At 70.6% G+C, this 16575-nt stretch carries 18 protein-coding genes and 1 riboswitch; of the genes, 4 read left to right on the top strand and 14 right to left on the bottom strand.

The features are described from left to right. Positions 1-68: 68 nt before the first annotated feature. A complete protein-coding gene (locus tag BY998_RS20815; RefSeq protein WP_110353611.1) occupies positions 69-326 on the top strand; it encodes a hypothetical protein in 258 nt (85 codons plus the stop codon). 24 nt (positions 327-350) lie between these two features. Here the strand turns inward: BY998_RS20815 and BY998_RS20810 are convergent, their stop codons facing one another. The 9 genes from BY998_RS20810 to BY998_RS20770 all read right to left on the bottom strand — a co-directional run bounded on the left by BY998_RS20810 (position 351) and on the right by BY998_RS20770 (position 9023). Further along, complete coding sequence (locus tag BY998_RS20810) at positions 351-2075, bottom strand: hybrid sensor histidine kinase/response regulator (RefSeq protein WP_245421685.1); 1725 nt, start codon at positions 2073-2075, stop codon at positions 351-353. Beyond that, positions 2072-2533, bottom strand: a complete 462-nt coding sequence (locus tag BY998_RS20805) for a response regulator (protein WP_110353609.1) — start codon at positions 2531-2533, stop codon at positions 2072-2074. The genes BY998_RS20810 and BY998_RS20805 overlap by 4 nt, the downstream gene beginning before the upstream one ends. Position 2534: 1 nt before the next feature. Next, on the bottom strand, positions 2535-4805 hold the full coding sequence (locus BY998_RS20800) for an ATP-binding protein (RefSeq protein WP_110353608.1): 2271 nt from the start codon (positions 4803-4805) through the stop codon (positions 2535-2537). Between the two features lie 334 nt (positions 4806-5139). Beyond that, positions 5140-5523, bottom strand: coding sequence for a CsbD family protein (locus BY998_RS20795; protein ID WP_110353607.1), 384 nt, complete (start codon positions 5521-5523; stop codon positions 5140-5142). Positions 5524-5614: 91 nt separating this feature from the next. Then, positions 5615-5818 (bottom strand): CsbD family protein, encoded by a 204-nt coding sequence (locus BY998_RS20790; protein ID WP_110353606.1) that lies wholly within the window; start codon positions 5816-5818, stop codon positions 5615-5617. Between the two features lie 101 nt (positions 5819-5919). Next, positions 5920-6840, bottom strand: coding sequence for a PhnA-like protein (locus BY998_RS20785; protein WP_110353605.1), 921 nt, complete (start codon positions 6838-6840; stop codon positions 5920-5922). Positions 6841-6887: 47 nt separating this feature from the next. Then, positions 6888-7235, bottom strand: a complete 348-nt coding sequence (locus BY998_RS20780) for a CsbD family protein (protein WP_110353604.1) — start codon at positions 7233-7235, stop codon at positions 6888-6890. 64 nt (positions 7236-7299) lie between these two features. Then, on the bottom strand, positions 7300-7464 hold the full coding sequence (locus BY998_RS20775; RefSeq protein ID WP_110353603.1) for a CsbD family protein: 165 nt from the start codon (positions 7462-7464) through the stop codon (positions 7300-7302). A gap of 83 nt (positions 7465-7547) precedes the next feature. After that, positions 7548-9023: a helix-turn-helix transcriptional regulator gene (locus tag BY998_RS20770; RefSeq protein WP_110353602.1), complete on the bottom strand. Its 1476-nt coding sequence runs from the start codon at positions 9021-9023 to the stop codon at positions 7548-7550. Positions 9024-9237: 214 nt separating this feature from the next. On the opposite strand from BY998_RS20770, the gene BY998_RS20765 reads away from it, so the two are divergent. The 3 genes from BY998_RS20765 (at position 9238) to BY998_RS20755 (ending at position 11517) form a co-directional block, all read left to right on the top strand. Next, positions 9238-9447, top strand: coding sequence for a hypothetical protein (locus BY998_RS20765; RefSeq protein ID WP_110353601.1), 210 nt, complete (start codon positions 9238-9240; stop codon positions 9445-9447). A gap of 275 nt (positions 9448-9722) precedes the next feature. Beyond that, positions 9723-9812, top strand: a riboswitch (glycine riboswitch). 328 nt (positions 9813-10140) lie between these two features. Beyond that, complete coding sequence (locus BY998_RS20760; RefSeq protein ID WP_110353600.1) at positions 10141-10875, top strand: L,D-transpeptidase; 735 nt, start codon at positions 10141-10143, stop codon at positions 10873-10875. Positions 10876-10887: 12 nt separating this feature from the next. Further along, complete coding sequence (locus tag BY998_RS20755; protein WP_110353599.1) at positions 10888-11517, top strand: trimeric intracellular cation channel family protein; 630 nt, start codon at positions 10888-10890, stop codon at positions 11515-11517. Positions 11518-11669: 152 nt separating this feature from the next. Here BY998_RS20755 and BY998_RS20750 read toward each other — a convergent pair whose 3' ends face one another. From BY998_RS20750 to nikR, 5 genes are all read right to left on the bottom strand, one after another. Then, on the bottom strand, positions 11670-12614 hold the full coding sequence (locus tag BY998_RS20750; protein ID WP_110353598.1) for an HlyD family secretion protein: 945 nt from the start codon (positions 12612-12614) through the stop codon (positions 11670-11672). A 48-nt stretch (positions 12615-12662) separates the two neighbouring features. Further along, positions 12663-12872, bottom strand: a complete 210-nt coding sequence (locus tag BY998_RS20745) for a DUF1656 domain-containing protein (protein WP_110353597.1) — start codon at positions 12870-12872, stop codon at positions 12663-12665. After that, positions 12869-14908 (bottom strand): FUSC family protein, encoded by a 2040-nt coding sequence (locus BY998_RS20740; RefSeq protein WP_110353596.1) that lies wholly within the window; start codon positions 14906-14908, stop codon positions 12869-12871. Before BY998_RS20740 ends, BY998_RS20745 begins: the two co-directional genes overlap by 4 nt. Beyond that, complete coding sequence (locus tag BY998_RS20735; protein WP_110353595.1) at positions 14905-15387, bottom strand: MarR family transcriptional regulator; 483 nt, start codon at positions 15385-15387, stop codon at positions 14905-14907. The genes BY998_RS20740 and BY998_RS20735 overlap by 4 nt, the downstream gene beginning before the upstream one ends. Before the next feature lie 170 nt (positions 15388-15557). Further along, positions 15558-16031, bottom strand: a complete 474-nt coding sequence (nikR, locus tag BY998_RS20730; RefSeq protein ID WP_110353594.1) for a nickel-responsive transcriptional regulator NikR — start codon at positions 16029-16031, stop codon at positions 15558-15560. Positions 16032-16575: the final 544 nt, after the last annotated feature.

The raw sequence follows: 16575 nt of genomic DNA, 5'->3' as shown, positions 1-16575 counted from the left end.
TATCGTACGGTCTGTTAGCCTCCATCATCATGGGCCGACGTTTCCGGGTAGCGATGTCCGCATGAAGCGTGCGCTTCCGCCTCGTGATGGAGTGCGCCATGCCTCACTACTTCTTCGACGTTCATGACGGCGTGCAGATCTTGGACGATGTCGGGCAGCCTTTTCCCGATATCGCGACGGCAAAAGTTGAGGCCATGCGGATCGCGGCCGGCTTCGTCTGCCGTCCGAGCCATGCCGACGAAGGGGGTGCGGTCGTCATCGCCATCCGCGATGCCCCCGACAGTGTCCTCGCGACGGTGCGCCTCGGCTTCGTGGTGGAGTGCTGAACGGCGGATCGCCCCGGCCGCGCCTCAGCGGCTCGACACGAGCTTCAGGTTCGGGGCTGGGCGCGCAGCCAGCACGGCCGCGGCCTTGCGTTCGAGTTCGCCATCGAGGAACGGCTTCTGCACGATCCGATCCTGGCCGACACCCTCCCGGGTGAGGGCGCTCTGGTCGGCATAGCCCGTCACGAACAGCACCGGGATCGCCGGCCAGCGGCGCCGGATCTCGGCCGCGACCTCCACGCCGTTCATGCCGGGCATGGCGAAGTCCATGACGACGAGGTCGAAGCAGGGATCGTGTTCGAGGATGTTGAGGGCGGCGAGGCCGGAGCCGGCCTCGCGGACGACGTAGTCGCCCTCGGCCAGCTTGGTGACCGTGATCTCCCGCACGGCGCTGTCGTCGTCCACCACGAGCAGCACGGGCCGGTCGCCGGGTGCGCGCGCGCTGGCGCAATCGATCGCGACGGGCTCGGCCGCGTCGGCGGGCGAGGCGGCGGCGACGCGCGGCAGGTAGACCCGCACCGTGGTGCCCTCGCCGAGCCGGGTGTCGATGCGGACCCCGCCGCCCGATTGCTTGGCAAAGCCGTAGACCTGCGCGAGACCGAGGCCGGAGCCCTTGCCGATCTCCTTCGTGGTGAAGAACGGCTCGAACACCCGCGCGATTACCTCCGGGGCGATGCCCGTCCCGGTGTCGCTGACCGCCACCATGGCGTACTCGCCCGGGACCGGCTCGTGCGGGTGGGCCGGCTCGGCGGTCAGGCGCACGTTCGCGGTCTCGATGGTGAGGCAGCCGCCCACCGCCATGGCATCGCGGGCGTTGATCGCGAGGTTGAGGATGATCAGCTCGATCTGGGTCGCGTCGACGAGGGCGGACCACAGGTCCGGCTGCAGGGTCATCTCGATTCGCACGCCGCCGCCGATGGAGCTCTGGAGCAGGTCGCGCATCGAGGCGACCGTCTCGTTGAGCCGCACCGGCACCGGATCGAGCCGCTGGCGCCGGGAGAAGGCCAGCAGCTGTGCCGTCAGCCGGGCGCCGCGCTCGGCCGCGCCGCGCATCATGTCGAGCCGGCGCCGGTTGCGCTCGTCCGAGACCGAGCGCTCCAGGAACTCGATGTTGCCGGCGATGACGGTGAGCAGGTTGTTGAAATCGTGGGCCACGCCGCTGGTGAGCTGGCCGACCGCTTCGAGGCGCTGGGCCTGCCGCAGGGCTTCCTCGACGCGCTCGCGCTCGCTGATCTGGCTCTGCAGCGCCACGTTGGCCTCGGCGAGCTCCCGGGTGCGCTCGGCCACCCGCGCCTCCAGCGTCTCGTTGAGGGCGCGCAGCGCCTGCTCGGCGGCCCGCCGTTCGGCATGGGCGCGCGCCTCGCCGAGGGCGCGGACGATGACCCGCGGCAGCCGGTCGAGCCGCTGCTTGGTGACGTAGTCGGTCGCCCCGTTCTTCAGCGCCTCGACGGCGACGTCCTCGCCGAGCGTCCCGGAGACGAAGACGAAGGGAACCGCCGGGCAGTGCGTCCGCGCGATGGCGAGAGCGCTCAAGCCGTCGAAGGTCGGCAGGACGTAGTCGGCCAGGATCAGGTCGTGGTGGCAGCCGCTCATCCCGGCCATGAACGCTTCGCGGGTCATGACCCGGTCGAGCCGGTAGGGCCTGCCGATACCGTCGAGAACGACTGCGAGCAGCTCCGCATCGAGGTCGCTGTCTTCGAGGAGCAGGATGTGCAGCGTCGCCTCGGCGCCGTCGGGGAGAGCGTCGCTCACGCGTTGGATGGCCAGCCTCCCCGGTGCGGCGGCGGTTCGTTCAGTACGGCCCAGAACACACCCAGATCCTGAATGGCGTCGAAGAATTCCTTGAAGCCAACGGGTTTGACCACGAAAGCGTTCACCCCGAGTTCGTAGGAGCGGACGAGGTCGCTCTCCTCGCGCGAGGAGGTCAGCATCACCACGGGAATCGCCCGCGTGCCCGGATCGCGCTTGACCGCGGCGAGAACCTCGAGCCCGTCGACCTTCGGCAGCTTCAGGTCGAGCAGGACCACGGCCGGGTCCTGAACGTCGGGCCGGTCGTAGGCGCCGCGCCGGTACAGGTAGTCGAGCGCCTCGGCGCCGTCGCGGCAGATCACGATCTGGTTCGCGAGCTGGCTCTGCTCCAGGGCGGCCAGCGTCAACTCGATGTCGTTGGGATTGTCCTCGACGAGAAGGATCGGTTTCAGGTCGGCCATGTCAGCGTGCCCCATCACGCGAGGGGAGTGTGAAGTGGAAGGTCGCGCCGCGGCCGAGGGCGCCGTTCGCCCAGGTCCGGCCGCCGTGGCGCTCGACGATGCGGCGCACGTTGGCGAGCCCGATGCCGGTGCCCTCGAAGTCCTCGACCCGGTGCAGGCGCTGGAACACGCCGAACAGCTTGCCGACATAGGCCATGTCGAAGCCGATGCCGTTGTCGCGCACGTAGAACACGGCCTCGCCGTCCTGATCGGGCTCGCGGCCGAACTCGATCACCGCCTCGGGCACGTCGCGGGTGTACTTCACGGCGTTCGAGAGAAGGTTCTCGACCACGAGCCGCAGCATCACCGGGTCGGCGTAGACCCGTCCCAGCGGGCCGATCCGCCAGTGGACGACCCGCTCCGGGGGCACGTCCTGCGCGATGCGGCGGCGGACCTCCTCGACGAGCTGGCCCATGTCGCCGGAGACGCGGTTCAGCGCGTTGCGGCCCATCTGGGAGAAGTTGAGCAGGTTGTCGACGAGCCGGCCCGCGGACAGGGCCGCCTCGGCGATGGTGTCGACGTAGTGGCGCCCCTTCTCGCTGAGGCGCTCGGCCTCGCGCGCCCGCAGAAGCTCCGAATAGCCGACGATGTGGCGGAAGGGCGCCCGCAGGTCGTGGCTCACCGAGTAGGAGAAGGCTTCCAGCTCCTTGTTCGAGCGCTGCAATTCCTCGCTCAGCGCCGCGAGCTCCTCGGCCCGGCGCAGCACGATGCCGAGCACGGCCGCGCGCAGATCCTTGGCGGCGTCGATCTCGGGGGCCGACCAGGGCAGCGAGTGCCCCTGAACGGTCTCCTTCCAGGTCTCGAAGGACTTGCGCGGATGAAGGCGCTCGGGGCCGCCGGCCGGGTCGGAAGTCGCCGCCTTGGTCGGGTCGCCGCCCCACTTCACCGTCTGCACCACCTCGGGCCTGAACCAGAGGACGTAGCTCGCGTATTTCTGCGAGATCGAGATCGCCAGGAGGCCGCTGGCCCGGTCCGCGAAGGCGCGGCCCGGCGCGTACGCCTCGCCGAGGGCGTCGGTGACGTAGACCTGGTCGCCCATGGACTGCCCCGAGAGCCAGTCGTGAAGGGCGCGCACCTCGCCGACGGACGGCGTGGCGCCGAGCAGGCGGCAGCTGTCGGCCGTGACGACGGCCGCACCCGCGGCATCGGCCAGGGCGAGGACGTCCGCGGGGTGGTTCAGCAGGCCGTCGATGAACTGCTCCTCCTCAGCCATGTAGCCGAGAAGGCGCGCCTGGATCGCGCCGAGGCGGATGCGCTGCTCGGCCAGCGATCCGCGCTCCTTGGCGGCGAGTTGCAGGGCGAAGATACGGGTGAGGAAGTCGCAGGCGTTGCGGGCCTGGAGCGGCACGCGGTGGGCGGCCTTGTTGTGGCAGGAGATCAGGCCCCAGAGCGCGCCGTCCACGACGATCGAGACCGACATCGAGGCCTGCGTGCCCATGTTGCGCATGTACTCGACATGGACGGGCGAGACGCTGCGCAGGACCGACTGGCTGAGGTCGAGCGGCGCGCCGGTCCCGGGGGTGAGCGTCGGCAGGATCGGGACGGGCTCGTAGGCGGCATCGGGAATGATGCGCAGGCGGTTGCGCCGGTAGAGTTCGCGCGCCTGGGCCGGGATGTCGGAGGCGGGAAAGCGCAGGTCGAGATAGGAGGGCAGCACGCCGTTGCCGGCCTCGGCTACGACGGTGCCGTGCCAGTCCCGGTCGAACCGGTAGACGAGGGCGCGGTCGAAGCCGGTGATGTGGCGGATGTCGGCCGCGAGCAAACGGCACAGGTCCGCGACCGAGCCCGCGGCGTGAAGGCCCTCCACGAACGCGCTCAAGCGAGGGTAGAGCGCATCGAGGCTCTGGTAGGAGGCCGCCTCGCTGGCGATCTCCTCGAATTCGAGGACGATGAGATCGGCGGAGCGGTGCGCCGCCAGATCGTAGGAGCGGGCTCCCTCCGGCGTGTCGAGCGTCAGGCTCGCGAGGTAGCGCGCACCCTCGCGCTCCGCCGGAGCGAGACGGAAAGCCTCGACCGCCTCGACGGCCTCGGGAAACGCGCTTGCGAGCGATCTGCCGTGGATCTCGGCGGCCGGGCGTCCGGGAACGTTGGCGCTCGCCTGGACGACGCGCAGGTCCGGGCCGTCGAGCGCCACGAGGAAACCGTGCGGTTGCAGGGTCCCCAGGATGTGGATCGGCTCCCGGTCGCAGGCCGTCAAATGTGCCGCTGCCAGCGACGGTGCGCCAGAACCCAATCCCGATCTCCCGTTCCACCTCCGTGCACGACGATCATACAGCGCCGATGCGGCCAAGGCGACCCGGGGCGCGGTCCGGAGGATCGGGCGGAGTGTCCGCAAGAGGCGGTTCGAGCCTCGCTCGCGGGGGACGGATGCGCCCTCGCGCCGGACCGGGCGCGAGGGAAGTGCTCGGACGCTCGCGCCGTCCCGGAGCGCCGACCATGGCGGCCGCGATGGGATCGCGGGCTTCAGTGGGGTCTGCCGCGGCGGCCGTAGCGGCGGCCGATATAGGCGATGACCTTCGGCAGGACGAAGACCGTCAGAAGCTTGCGGAACACGGTTCACATCTCCGTCAGCGGGTGCGGCGGGCGAGCCAGCCGGCGGCGAAAGCCAGTGCCGCGAGGCCGACGAGCGTGTTGGTGCGATGATCGTCGGCGTAGCGGACCGCCCGGCGGCCGTAGGCCTCGCCGCGGCGGCGGGCCTCACGGGCAAGATGACGGCCGTCGTCGATCAGGTCGTCGGCGCGCTCGCGCGCGGCGTGGGCGAGATGGCGGCCGTCCTCGGCGAGATCCTCGGCGCGGTCACGGGCCCGACCGTAGGTGTACTGCGCCCCGCCGGCCACTTGGTTCACGGCGCCGCGCACTTGGCGGACGGGATCGCCCGCGAGGCCGCCGAGCGCGGTCTGGGCACGGCCCTTGAGGTGGCGGGAGGCGCCACGGATCTGGTCGCGGTTCATGCGGTTCTCCTTCGGCTGTGGTTCGGAGCGGCAGGGGCCCGACGGGCCGGCTCCGCCGGTGCAGGCTCAGTTCCGCTCAATTCTTGTCTTCTCAGTTCTTGCCGGTGATCTTGTCGGCGAGGCCCTTGGCGCCGTCCTTGACCTTGCCGACGGTCTGCTGCGCCTCGCCCTTCAACTCCTGCGCCTTGCCCTCGGCCGTCAGCTTGTCGTTGCCGGTCGCCCGGCCGATGCCCTGCTTGACGTTGCCGGCGGCCTCGTTGGCCAGACCTTTGATCTTGTCGGTGGTGCTGCTCATCGGATTCTCTGCTTCATCGAGGGGTGATCGTCACCGGCGCGGCCGGTCGGTGGAGGCTCCCGCCGGCCGGGACGGCGCGGCGGGAGACGGGTTCGGGGGCGTCAGACGCGGCGGGCGTCGTAGGCGCCGACCAGGGTCGCCGGCTTCGGGGCGCCGAGGCGGCCGCCGAAATAGGCGGCGAGCGCACCGAGGAGCAGGGCGAGGGCGGCGTAGAAGGCGCCCTGGGTCGCGGCCGACTTCGTGGCCAGAGCGGCGGCCTCGGCCTTCTGCTTGGCCGTGGCGACGGCCTGCTCGTACTGCTTCTTGTAGTCCTGCACCTGCTGGCGGGCCTGATCGACCGGGATGTTCTGCGCCCGGGCCAGCGCATCGGCCGCGCGCGTCTCGGCCTGCTGCTTGTCGGCCGCATCGCCCGAGAGGAGAGCGCGGATTGCGGCGACCGCCGCGTCGCGGGCGGCCTGCGGATCCTGGCCGGCCGTCTGCTCCTTCACCCGCTGCTCGATGCCGTCGAGCGGGTTCGAAATCTTCGAGAGCGAGGGGGCGGCGGCCTGCGCGGCCGTCTGCACCGTGCCGCCGACGAGGTTGCCCGCGCCGCCCAGCGCACCGGAGACGGTGCTCAGGGTGCCGCCGACGAGGCCGGTGGCCGCCGAGGTCAGCAGGTAGAGCACGACGAGCGTGGTCACGGCCCAGGAGACGAGGCCGTGCAGCGCGGCCGTGCCGGGCAGGGGCTTGCCCGAGAGACGGCCGGCGATGACGCCGCCCGCGAGCGAGGCCACGATGCCCGAGGCCACGAACCACAGCCCGGCGCCGAGCGAGACGGTCGAGGCCTCCGGATTGTCGGCGGCGGTGGTGCCGACCGAAGCGAGGCCGACCCCCACGCCGACGAGGTTGACGATGACTTGTGTCACCAGGGCGGTGACGCTGCCGGCGAAGACGGCGCCCCACGACACTTGGTTGAGCAGGACGGCGCGCGTGTCGGCTTGCGCGTCGGCCGCGAGCGGGGGAACGGTGGTTTGAATGGTCACGCTTTGACTCCGGGCAGTTCGGATCGTCGGAAAGTCTGAAGAGGGGCTCAGTCGCGGTTCGCGTTGAGCAGCAGGCCCAAGCCGAAGCCGACGAAGCCGGCGATCAGGAGCGAGGTGAGCGGGTATTCGGCGACCCCATGGCTGACTTCGCGCCGGCCCCGGCTCAGGTAGTGGCCGCCGCGCTCATAGGCGTCCTCGGCGTAGTCGTAGGCCTCGTCCGCCGCGTTCCGGACCGCGTCCTTGGCTTGGCCGTAGAGGTTCTCGGCCTGACCGGCCGCCTCGCGGGCGCGGCCCTCGAGGGAGTCGCTCCGGGAGCCGGCCGCGTCGCCGGCCGCGCCCTGGAGCTTGCCGCCGAATTCCTTGGCCGCGCCCGTGATCCTGTCGATATCGACCATGTCGTTCTCCTGTCGTTGGTGGATGATGACCGCGCCCCGGAAGGGAGCTGCGGATGGGGTTCGCTCAGCGCCCGCGCGGCTTCGCCGTTGCCGGCGGCGCGCGGTCCCTGCGCCGGCCTTCGGCCTCGTTCCGGCTCACGCCGGTCAGCTTGCCGATGGCGTCCTTCACCGAAGTCTTCAGGCGCTCGGCGGAGGTCTCGTTCTCGCGCCCGGTCTCTCGTTCGCTCATGGGGCACCGCGTCCTGTGCGAGGAGAAACCGGGGCTGATCCTCAGATGTGAGGACTTCGCGCGAGATCAATGGTAATAAAATACTAGTAGAGCAGGTGATAACTACCAGATATCGAGTAAGGGAAGCCGTTCTCCCGGCCCCAGACCAGGGCTTCGGTGCGTCGGTGGACGCCGAGCTTGCGGTAGAGCGCGGCCCCGTGATTGCGCACGGTGTTGCGCGACAGGCCGAGCTTGCGCGCGATGGCGTCGTCGTCGAGCCCCGAGCAGATCAGGTTCAGGATCTGGCGCTCCCGCACCGTCAGATTGGGCGCGGAGGCATCCGCGCTCTCCTGGCCGGGCCGGCGCAAGGTGGCCAGCTTCTCGATCAGGCCGCGGCTGAACCACGAGGTGTCGGCCATCACCGTCTCGATGGCGTCGAACAGCTCGCGCTCCGTGTGCTTGCGGTCGGTGATGTCCTGGAGGACGAGGAGGACGAAGTCGGTATCGTTGATGGCGACCCGCTCGGCGGAGATCAGGCAGTCGAGGTTGGTCCCGCTCTCGTGCCGCAGGCAGGCCTCGATCCCCAGCACGTGGCCCTGACGGGCCAGGGCCGCGTCGAAGGCGACCCGCTGCGCCTCGGTCACCCAGAGGCCGGCCTCGGCGACGCTGCGTCCGACGATCCCATCCTCGCCGAAGCCGAAGACGCGGCTGAAGGCCTCGTTGATGCCGGTGACGTGCATGTCGCCTGCCCGCACCAGCACGGTCGGCACCGGCGTGAGGCGGAACGCCTTGGCGAAGCGCTCCTCGCTCTGGCGCAGGGCCGTCTCGGCCTTCTTGCGCAGTTCGAGGTCGGCGAAGGTGAAGAGCATGCAGGGCTCGTCGCCCATCTCGATGGGCTGCCCGGCTACGATCACGAAGCGGCTACCCCCGCCGGGCAGGGCGAGGCAGGCCTCCATCTGCGGGATGGTGCCGCCCTCGTGCAGGCGGGCCACGGCGAGGTCGCGGTTGCGGGCATTGGCCAGCACGTCGACCTCGTAGACGCTGCGGCCGATTACGTCGTCGCGGGTGAAGCCGCTCATCTCCAGGAAGCCGGCATTCACCTTGACGTGGCGCAGGTCGGACAGCCGCGTGATGATCGCGGGGGCCGGGTTGGCATTGAAGGTGCGCTCGAAGCGTTCCTCGGCCTCGAACTGGTCGGACACGTCCTTGAGGATGAGCGCGAGGCAGCTCGGATTGCCCTGGCGGTCGGTGGCGACGAGGCTTCGCAGCGAATGCACGAAGTCCATGTCCGGCCTGTCCGCGCGCCGGACCTCGACGACGACGTCGTGGAACTGTTCGCCGGCCACGACGCGCTCGATCGGGTAGGTCTCGGGCTGGCGGTTGTTGCGGTAGCGCAGGGCGAACCGCTCGCGATAGGCATCGACGGTCGCGCCGATCTCGTCGAGGCTCTCGGCGCCGTGCATCGCCAGGGCCGCCGCGTTGGCGTAGGCGATGGTCTGGTCGGGCTCGACCAGGATCACTCCCTCACTCAACCCGGCGATGATCTGCCGGAGTTCATGTCTGTCGACATCCGCGGTCACGGCTCGGAACGGCCCTTAATCTTTGTTACTGCCGGTGCGACAGCGGGCCACTAACGGGCTGTGCGCAAGCGAGTTCCAGGCAAAGTGCGAGTTTCGCTGGTATACTTGCACCACACACGCGATCGTTATCGACCAGCTTCGAGCGGAAGGGGCGGTGTTTTGGGGTTCCGCGGCGCCTCCTAGAACACCTTCCGAGGACACGACCGCGAGGACGATGCGGGATCTAGTCCGCGCGACGCTGCGCGCATCGCCCCCGAGACTCAGGGCCACCATCGAGACCACGACCAGCCCGCGCGCGATGTGGCGCTCGGTGGGAGGGCCGCTGCCGGGATCGACCCAGCCGGCCATCGTCGCCCGCGTCGGCAGTGGCGAGCGCCGCGACCACCGCGTTGCCGGCGAGATGGCCGGGGACGGCCACCCATAGGGTCGCGAGGTCGAGCGAGGCGGCGAGCAGAGGGCCCTGATCGCTTGGGGAGGGCGGCAGTGCGAGGGCGGGTCTTCCCGACCCCTACCAAGGCCGACCGTCAGTCTTCGATCCAACGGACCGTGCCGATGGAAGCGATCTGAAAGACAGAGCACAAGCGTTCGAAGCCCGGCTGTCGGGCGCCATCGTGCGATGGCGCACTTATTTGATCGCAAGCTAACGAATAATACGGCCGTTCCCACAATTCGGCCTCAAACGAGCGGCCAAGTTGGGGGTATCGACGAGCGGGAGAGAGCCGGTGCGAACCGGCCGCCGAAGGAGCAACCGCCCCGGAAACTCTCAGGCACCCGGACCGCTCGTTCGTTCGACACTCTGGAAAGCGGAGCGCGCGCTCCCGCCGATGGTGTAAGCCGCAAGCCTTCGAGGCTCAGGCGAAACTCTCAGGCCGATGACAGAGGGGGCTCTGCGTGCACGCCGCACGCGATGCGTCCTCGGAGGTCTGCACGATGACACCCTCTTAACGTCCGCCCCGCCGCGAGCCTCGCTCGGCTCGCGTCCGCCTCACCTTGCCCGAACGCCGGCCCGTGCCGCGAGCCGACCCGTCGATGCGTGCCCTTGGCGTGCCGCGGCGCGGCGGCGCGCGCCGTCCCCACGAACGCAGCCTGCCCCCAAAACCAGCCTGGATGTCATCCGATGTTGCCCACCCGTCGATCCCTTCTCCTCGCCGCGGCCGTCCTGGCCCCCGGCCGCGCGCAGGCGTTCTTCTGGGACACCGAGCCCGCAGCGCCGAAGGCGCCTGAGCCCGTCGCTCCGGCTTCGAACCGCGAGGATTGGTATATCGGCGAGATCCCGGACGAGCCCTTCAACATCCCCAAGGTCGATCTGGCGCTCGTGCCGCCGGAGTTCCGCAAGCAACGCGTCGATTACGACGGGCCGGAGCGAGCCGGGGTCGTGGTCATCGATACGCACGAGCGCTTCCTCTACCTCGTGCGGGAGGGCAGGACCGCGATCCGCTACGGCATCGGGGTCGGGCGGGCCGGCTTCACATGGTCGGGCATCGCGGTGGTTCGGCGCAAGGCGAAATGGCCGGGCTGGCGGCCCACGCCGGCCATGCTGAAGCGCCGGCCCGATCTCCCCCGCTACGTCGAGCCGGGAGTGAACAACCCGCTCGGTTGCCGGGCCCTCTATCTCTACCAGGGCGAGCGCGACACCCTCTATCGCATCCACGGCACCAACGAGCCCTGGACCGTGGGCGGAACGGACTCCTCGGGCTGCATCCGGCTCCTCAACGAGGATATCCTCGATCTCCACGGGCGTGTGCCCCTCGGCACGACGGTCGTCGTGAAGACCTCCCAGCCCGAGGTGATGGTGCAGCGCGAGTGGGACGAGCGCCCCCGCGCCGACAATCAAGTCCTGCTCTTCCAATAAAGAATCCGTGCGATGTTCGAGACCGCAACAGCGACCCTGGACTGGCTCGGCGTGATCGTTTTCACGGTCACGGGAGCCCTCGTCGCTTCCCGCAAGGAGATGGACTTCGTCGGCTTTGCCGTTCTGGGCACGGCGACGGGCATCGGTGGCGGAACGATCCGCGACCTGCTGCTCGGCGCGCCGGTGTTCTGGACCCGCGAGCCGAGCTACCTGCTGGCCTGCCTGCTCGTCTCGTGCCTCGTCTTCTTCGCGGCGCACATCCCGCAATCCCGCTACCGATTCTTGATCTGGCTCGACGCCCTGGGCCTCGCGCTGTTCGCGGTGGCGGGCGCGGAGCGGGCGCTGCAGGCGGGGGCGAGCGCCACGGTGGCCGTCGTCATGGGCGTCGTCACCGCCACCTTCGGGGGCGTGGTCCGCGACCTGCTCGGCGGCGAGAGCCCGGTGATCCTCAGCCGCGAGATCTACGCCTCGGCCGCAGGGGCCGGCGCGGGCAGCTTCGTGGCGCTGACGGCCCTGGGCGCGGAGCGGGACCTCGCGCTCGGTCTCGGCTTCCTGGTGTGCCTCGCCGTGCGTGCCGCCTCGCTCCGCTTCGGCTGGGCGCTGCCGCGCTACCGCCCCCGGTCCGGTCTCCCGCAAGGCTGACGGGCGGCAGGGCGGTGCCCGCTCGGCCCGCGGGCGAGGACGCTGCCCGGGCCGTCGTTGGGTTCTTGGTCGAGGGGCTCAGGGTGGGTCTCCCGGCCGAGGATCGCGCGAAATCGACGGGCGGCCGCGGGCGTCGCGAGGACGCCCGACCCTCAGCGCCCGTTGCCGCTCGGAGCGGCGGACGGGCCCCCGCGCCAGAACCGGAACAGGTCGAAATGCGGCGTCTCGCCCTCGGGCTCGACCGCAACCGTCGCGGTGCGGCCCGAGACCAGCCGCAGGCGATCGGGGACCGCCGTCAGCTTGATCCGGACGGGGATGCGCTGCGCCAGCCGCACCCAGGCGAAGGTCGGGTTCACGCTGGCCAGCAGGTTGGAGCCGGCGCTGCGCTCCCGATCCTCGATGCCGCCGGCGATGCTCTCGACATGGCCCTCCAGCGTGGCGTCCTCGCCCATCAGCCGGATGCGCGCCCGGTCGCCGACATGGATGCGCGGCAGCTTCGTCTCCTCGAAATAGCCCTCGACCCGGAGCGTGTCGCTGTCGATGAGCGCCATCACGCCGCGGCCGGTGGTGACGTAGGCGCCGGGCCGAAGCTCCATGTTGGTGATGCGCCCGTTGACCGAGGCCTTCACCGCCGAGCGTTCGAGGTTGAGCCTCGCCAGATCCCGGTCGGCCGCCGCCTGATCGTAGGCCGCCTTGGCCTCCAGATCGGTGGCCCGGGCCGCCTCGACCCGCTGCTGCGACACGGCGGCGTCGCTCAGCTTCGAATAGCGGGCGTAATCGGCCGAGGCCTGCTCGGCGCTCGCCCGCTTGCCCTCCAGCATCGCCTCGGCCTGCCGCAGGGCCAGGGCGAAGCGCTCCGGGTCGATCCGGAACAGCACGTCGCCGCGCGTCACCACTTGGTTGTCTGAGACGAGGACTTCCGTGACGAGGCCCGAGACGTCGGGGGCCACCGGCACCACGTCGGCCCGCACGCGCCCGTCCCGGGTCCAGGGGGCGTCCATGTAGTAGTCCCACAGCGCGAGGCCGACGACGACGGCGGCCGCGACCATCCCGAGCGTGACGAGAAGGCGGAACGAGGGGGCGAGGAACCGGGGCATGGGAAGAGGTCCGAACGACGGGACGGCGGGCGCGGAAGGGCCGGGTCTTCACGAGGTGAGGGGAACCGCGACCGAAACCACGGCTCCGAGAAGCACCACGTAGAGGGCGAGATCGAAGAGCGGTCGGTGCCAGACCAAGCGGTAGAAGCCGCTCCAGGCCAGGAGCCGCCGCAGGGGAAGGCTGATCAGGAGGGCGAGCAGCATCCAGGCCGCGAGGCTCGGCACGAAGACGCCGTAGAGATCGAACTCGCCCGTCATGCCGCGAGCTCCGCGTTGGGGATCGAGGGCGTGGAGGCCCGGTAGGGAGCGGCGTCCGGGAACAGGCCCCGGCGGATGCCGACGAGGCCCATGAGCGCGGCTCGGCCGGGCGCCTCCCGGGCATCGGCCGAGACCGCGTCGAGGCTCGCATCGATGGTGTCCAGAAGGTCGGGCGGCGGGGCGGCGGCGCTCCTGAAATGGCGCGCCAGGGCGGCCAGCAGTGCCTCGACCGCCGCCCTTGCCGGGCCTGAGAGCTGCCGCCGGTCGCGGCGCAGTTCGACCAGATTGATGCCGACGCGGACCTCGGCGAGGAGGTCGGCGGTCCATTCCGCGTCGTCCGGCGGCAGGGCCGTGAGGCGCGGCGCGATCAGGCCCAGGCGGTCGAGCATGAGCGCGGCGAGCTCGAGACCGTCTTGCGCGCCGCGCCGCTCCGCGGCCTCGGCGAGGCTGCGGCGGTTGACGGCGCGCAGGCGCCGGGCCGACCAGCCGGCCCCGACCGAGCGGACGAGGCGCGTGACCAGGGCGGCCGACCACATCCCGAGGATGACGGCAATGGAGGAGTTGGTGAAGGCGGCGAAGTCGCCCGTGTAGCTGCCCTGCAGCGCGATCATCGCCGAGCCGTTGACCGCCGCGCCCATGGCCATCGGCGCCGTGCGCGACTGGGTCATGAACACCCCGCAGAGCAGCAGGCCGGGTGCCAGCGCCAGGGTCAGCATCTCGAAGGTGGTGGCGAGCGGCAGAACCGCGAACAGGTAGGCGCCCGCGCCCAGCGCACCGACGATGGCCGAATTGGCGAAGCCGACGATGAAAGGCGCCGGGTCGTCCTGTGCGGCGAAGAAGCTGCACCCGACCGCCGCCATCATCGGCGCGCCGGCCCCGTCGGGCCAGCCGGTCGCGATCCAGATCGCGCAGGTGAGCAGGATGGAAAGGAACGCGCCGATCCCGGACAGGAGTGCCATGCCGTGGTCGCGATGGCGGATCGTGCGCGCCGCCGCGGTGTAGCGGAAGGCGAGCGTCTCGGTGACGGGCGTACCGTCGGCGATGTGGCGCTGGAGCAGGCGGGCGTCCTGGCGCAGGTCGATGAAGTCGCGCAGGCGCGCCAGGAGGCTCGCGCGCACGAGATCGTCCCAGGAGGCCCGCTCTCCGAGGCCCGGCTCGGTCTCGCTCGCCCGCGCCTTCAGGCGCGCGGCCTCGACCGGATCGGTGGTGCCGGAGGTGAGCCACGCCGCCATGTCGTCGAGGAGGCTGCGCAGCCGCTGCGGCAGCGCTCCCGTCCGCTCCAGCATGCCGATGCGGTCGGCGATCGCCGAGGCGATGGGCAGGAACATCAGCATGTGCTGGCGCAAAGTCGCCATGGCCTCGACCGAGCGCTCCGCCCCGGTCATGTCGTAGCGCAGGGGCGTCGCCAGGGCGTCGAAGGCGACGGCATCCGACGCCAGCCGCAGGCGCTTGGCCTGACTGTCCTCGGTGGTGCGGGCGCGGCCGAGGACGTCCACGACCCAGCCGCGCGCATCGCGCAGCCAAGCGTCCAGCCGGCCCACGATCACCGGCGCGACGGAGCGGGGCAGTACGATCGTGTTGACGAGGCCGGCGCAGAGGATGCCGAGGGTGATCTCCTCCGCCCGCGCCATGGCGGTGTCGAACATCGCCGAGGGGTCGCCGACGCTCGGGAAGCCGATCAGCGCGGCCGTGTAGCCGCCGAGCATCATCAGGTAGCTGCGCGGCGTGCGGTCGAGCAGCGAGAAGTACAGGCAGACGGCGACCCAGAGCGCGATGGCGACGGTCAGCAGTTCCGGCGCATTCGCGAGGTTGGGCACGAGGACGACCGTTACCACCGCGCCGAGCAGGGTGCCGAGAACCCGGTAGAGCGCCTTGGAGCGGGTGGCGCCCGCCAGCACCTGGCTGGTGATGTAGACGGTGCCGAGCGCCCAATAGGGCTTGGGTAGGTCGATCCAGAAGGCGAGGTACAGGGCCAGCATCCCGGCCCCGAAGGTCTTGATCGAGAAGACCCAGTCGCGCCAGCCGGGAAGCGTCACGCGTGGGCCTCCCCGTTCGAGGGCTCGGCCGCGGGCGCGTCGCGGCCGAAATCCTGCACGGCCTGGAAAACCCGCAGGCCGGCCTCCAGGTCGGCCTCGCTCACCCCCGCGAAGACGCGCTCCCGCAACCGGTCGAGATCGGCCTCGATCTTCGCGACGACCGCCTCTCCGGCCGGCGTCAGGCTCAGCACCTTGGCCCGCCGGTCGGTCGCATCCGCCTGCCGCTGGACCAGCCCCGCCGCGCAAAGCCCGTCGAGCAGGCGCACCAGCGACGGCCCCTCGATGCCGATCGCCTCGGCCAGGGCGTTCTGGCGGGGCTCGCCCGCCATGCGCCGGATCATCACCAGCGGCAGGGCGGCGGCGTCGGAGATGCCGTGCGCATCCGTTGCCGTGTCGGCGAGGCGGCGCCACTGACGCCCCGTGAGAAGGAGGGTCTGGGTGAAGTCCCGATGCAGCCGGGTCCGGTCCTTGGCGGCCAACGCATTCTTCCCGCAGCGATGATGAGGAACGTTTCCGACGGCGACACGGCCATAAAGATAGTATGCTATCTATTTTGACATGGTCGGACAAGCCTGGGCCCGCAACCTGTCGGCACCCGCGGGGGACGCGGCCGATAACTCGAGCTGGGAAGGCCGTCGGGCGCGAGCCGTCAGAAGCCGCTGCGGACGCGCAGATGGGTATGGGTTCCGGCCGCGCCGTCCTCGTGCGCATGCACATGCGTGTCGTGGGCGACGGGGATCAGGTTGAGCGTGCCGTGCATGACCCCGCGTTCAAGGAACAGCCTCTCGGCATAGGCCGAGACATCGCCCGCAGGGCCGCGCATCACGGTCACGTCGACCGAGGTCGTGTGGTCGAGCGGGACGGACAGGGAGGCGACCGCCTGATCGTGCCGGTCGAGCCGGCCCTGCGGCACCCGGGTGGCAAGCGTCCGCACGGATTGGTCGATCGTATAACTGACGATGCCGAAGCACGGCGCCTCGACCGGCGCCTCGGGCCGGGCGGACAGGCCGCGCCGCATCAGGTCGCGGATGGCCTCGGAGCGACTCGCCGCTCCCGTTCCGTCGATGTAGGCGTCCAGCGCGGCGGCCAAGTCGTCATCGATGGCGATGGTGATGCGCTGCATGGAGAACTCCGGCCCTGCCGGCGCTCCGGCCGGGGCGCGTGGTCCCGGGGTTTCGCTCGGCATCCCTGCGGATAGTCTCGGTCCGGCCCGGCGCCGCTGCAAGTCCGGTCTCCGTCCTTGACCGGCACGGATCTTGAACACGCCGCGATCGGTCGGGCGCGCGGGCATCGCGGGCCGAGAGAGGATCTGCAGTGAAACGGGACAGGCGGCCGGCGTCGGGGCGTCGAGGAGTATGAAAAATGCGCAGCTTGTGCCTACTCCTTGTTCGAAGGTCCGGATGAGCCCCAGGGCGCCGTCGGGCGTCATGCCCACCCTGCCGGCCGATCCCGCCTCCATCGGCGCCGGATGCGGCTTGCCAGGGCCTGCTTCCCGGCATCGGCTCGTCGGTCTCCGCCGCGGCCGCGGCGATCTTCACCAGCCCGCAGCCGCGCCTGACGCTGCAGGCCGGCCTCACCTACGGCTTTGCAACAGGAGCACCTTTTCGATGAGACGGACCGCCCTCCTCACCGCCCTGCTCGCGCTGACCGCGCCGGCCGCCGCCCAC

Origin of the sequence: Methylobacterium sp. B4 (assembly GCF_003201865.1) — a bacterium.
Classification (GTDB): Bacteria; Pseudomonadota; Alphaproteobacteria; order Rhizobiales; family Beijerinckiaceae; genus Methylobacterium.
The sequence above is the reverse complement of the archived record's forward strand: the minus strand, read 5'-3'. Positions and strand labels throughout refer to the sequence as shown.

Coding starts and splice junctions, on each gene's coding strand:
- BY998_RS20805 (WP_110353609.1), bottom strand. CDS start 2,533: ATGGCCGACCTGAAACCGATCCTTCTCGTCGAGGACAATCCCAACGAC.
- BY998_RS20795 (WP_110353607.1), bottom strand. CDS start 5,523: ATGAACCGCGACCAGATCCGTGGCGCCTCCCGCCACCTCAAGGGCCGT.
- BY998_RS20790 (WP_110353606.1), bottom strand. CDS start 5,818: ATGAGCAGCACCACCGACAAGATCAAAGGTCTGGCCAACGAGGCCGCC.
- BY998_RS20780 (WP_110353604.1), bottom strand. CDS start 7,235: ATGGTCGATATCGACAGGATCACGGGCGCGGCCAAGGAATTCGGCGGC.
- BY998_RS20775 (WP_110353603.1), bottom strand. CDS start 7,464: ATGAGCGAACGAGAGACCGGGCGCGAGAACGAGACCTCCGCCGAGCGC.
- BY998_RS20765 (WP_110353601.1), top strand. CDS start 9,238: ATGCGGGATCTAGTCCGCGCGACGCTGCGCGCATCGCCCCCGAGACTC.
- BY998_RS20760 (WP_110353600.1), top strand. CDS start 10,141: ATGTTGCCCACCCGTCGATCCCTTCTCCTCGCCGCGGCCGTCCTGGCC.
- BY998_RS20755 (WP_110353599.1), top strand. CDS start 10,888: ATGTTCGAGACCGCAACAGCGACCCTGGACTGGCTCGGCGTGATCGTT.
- BY998_RS20750 (WP_110353598.1), bottom strand. CDS start 12,614: ATGCCCCGGTTCCTCGCCCCCTCGTTCCGCCTTCTCGTCACGCTCGGG.
- BY998_RS20745 (WP_110353597.1), bottom strand. CDS start 12,872: ATGACGGGCGAGTTCGATCTCTACGGCGTCTTCGTGCCGAGCCTCGCG.
- nikR (WP_110353594.1), bottom strand. CDS start 16,031: ATGCAGCGCATCACCATCGCCATCGATGACGACTTGGCCGCCGCGCTG.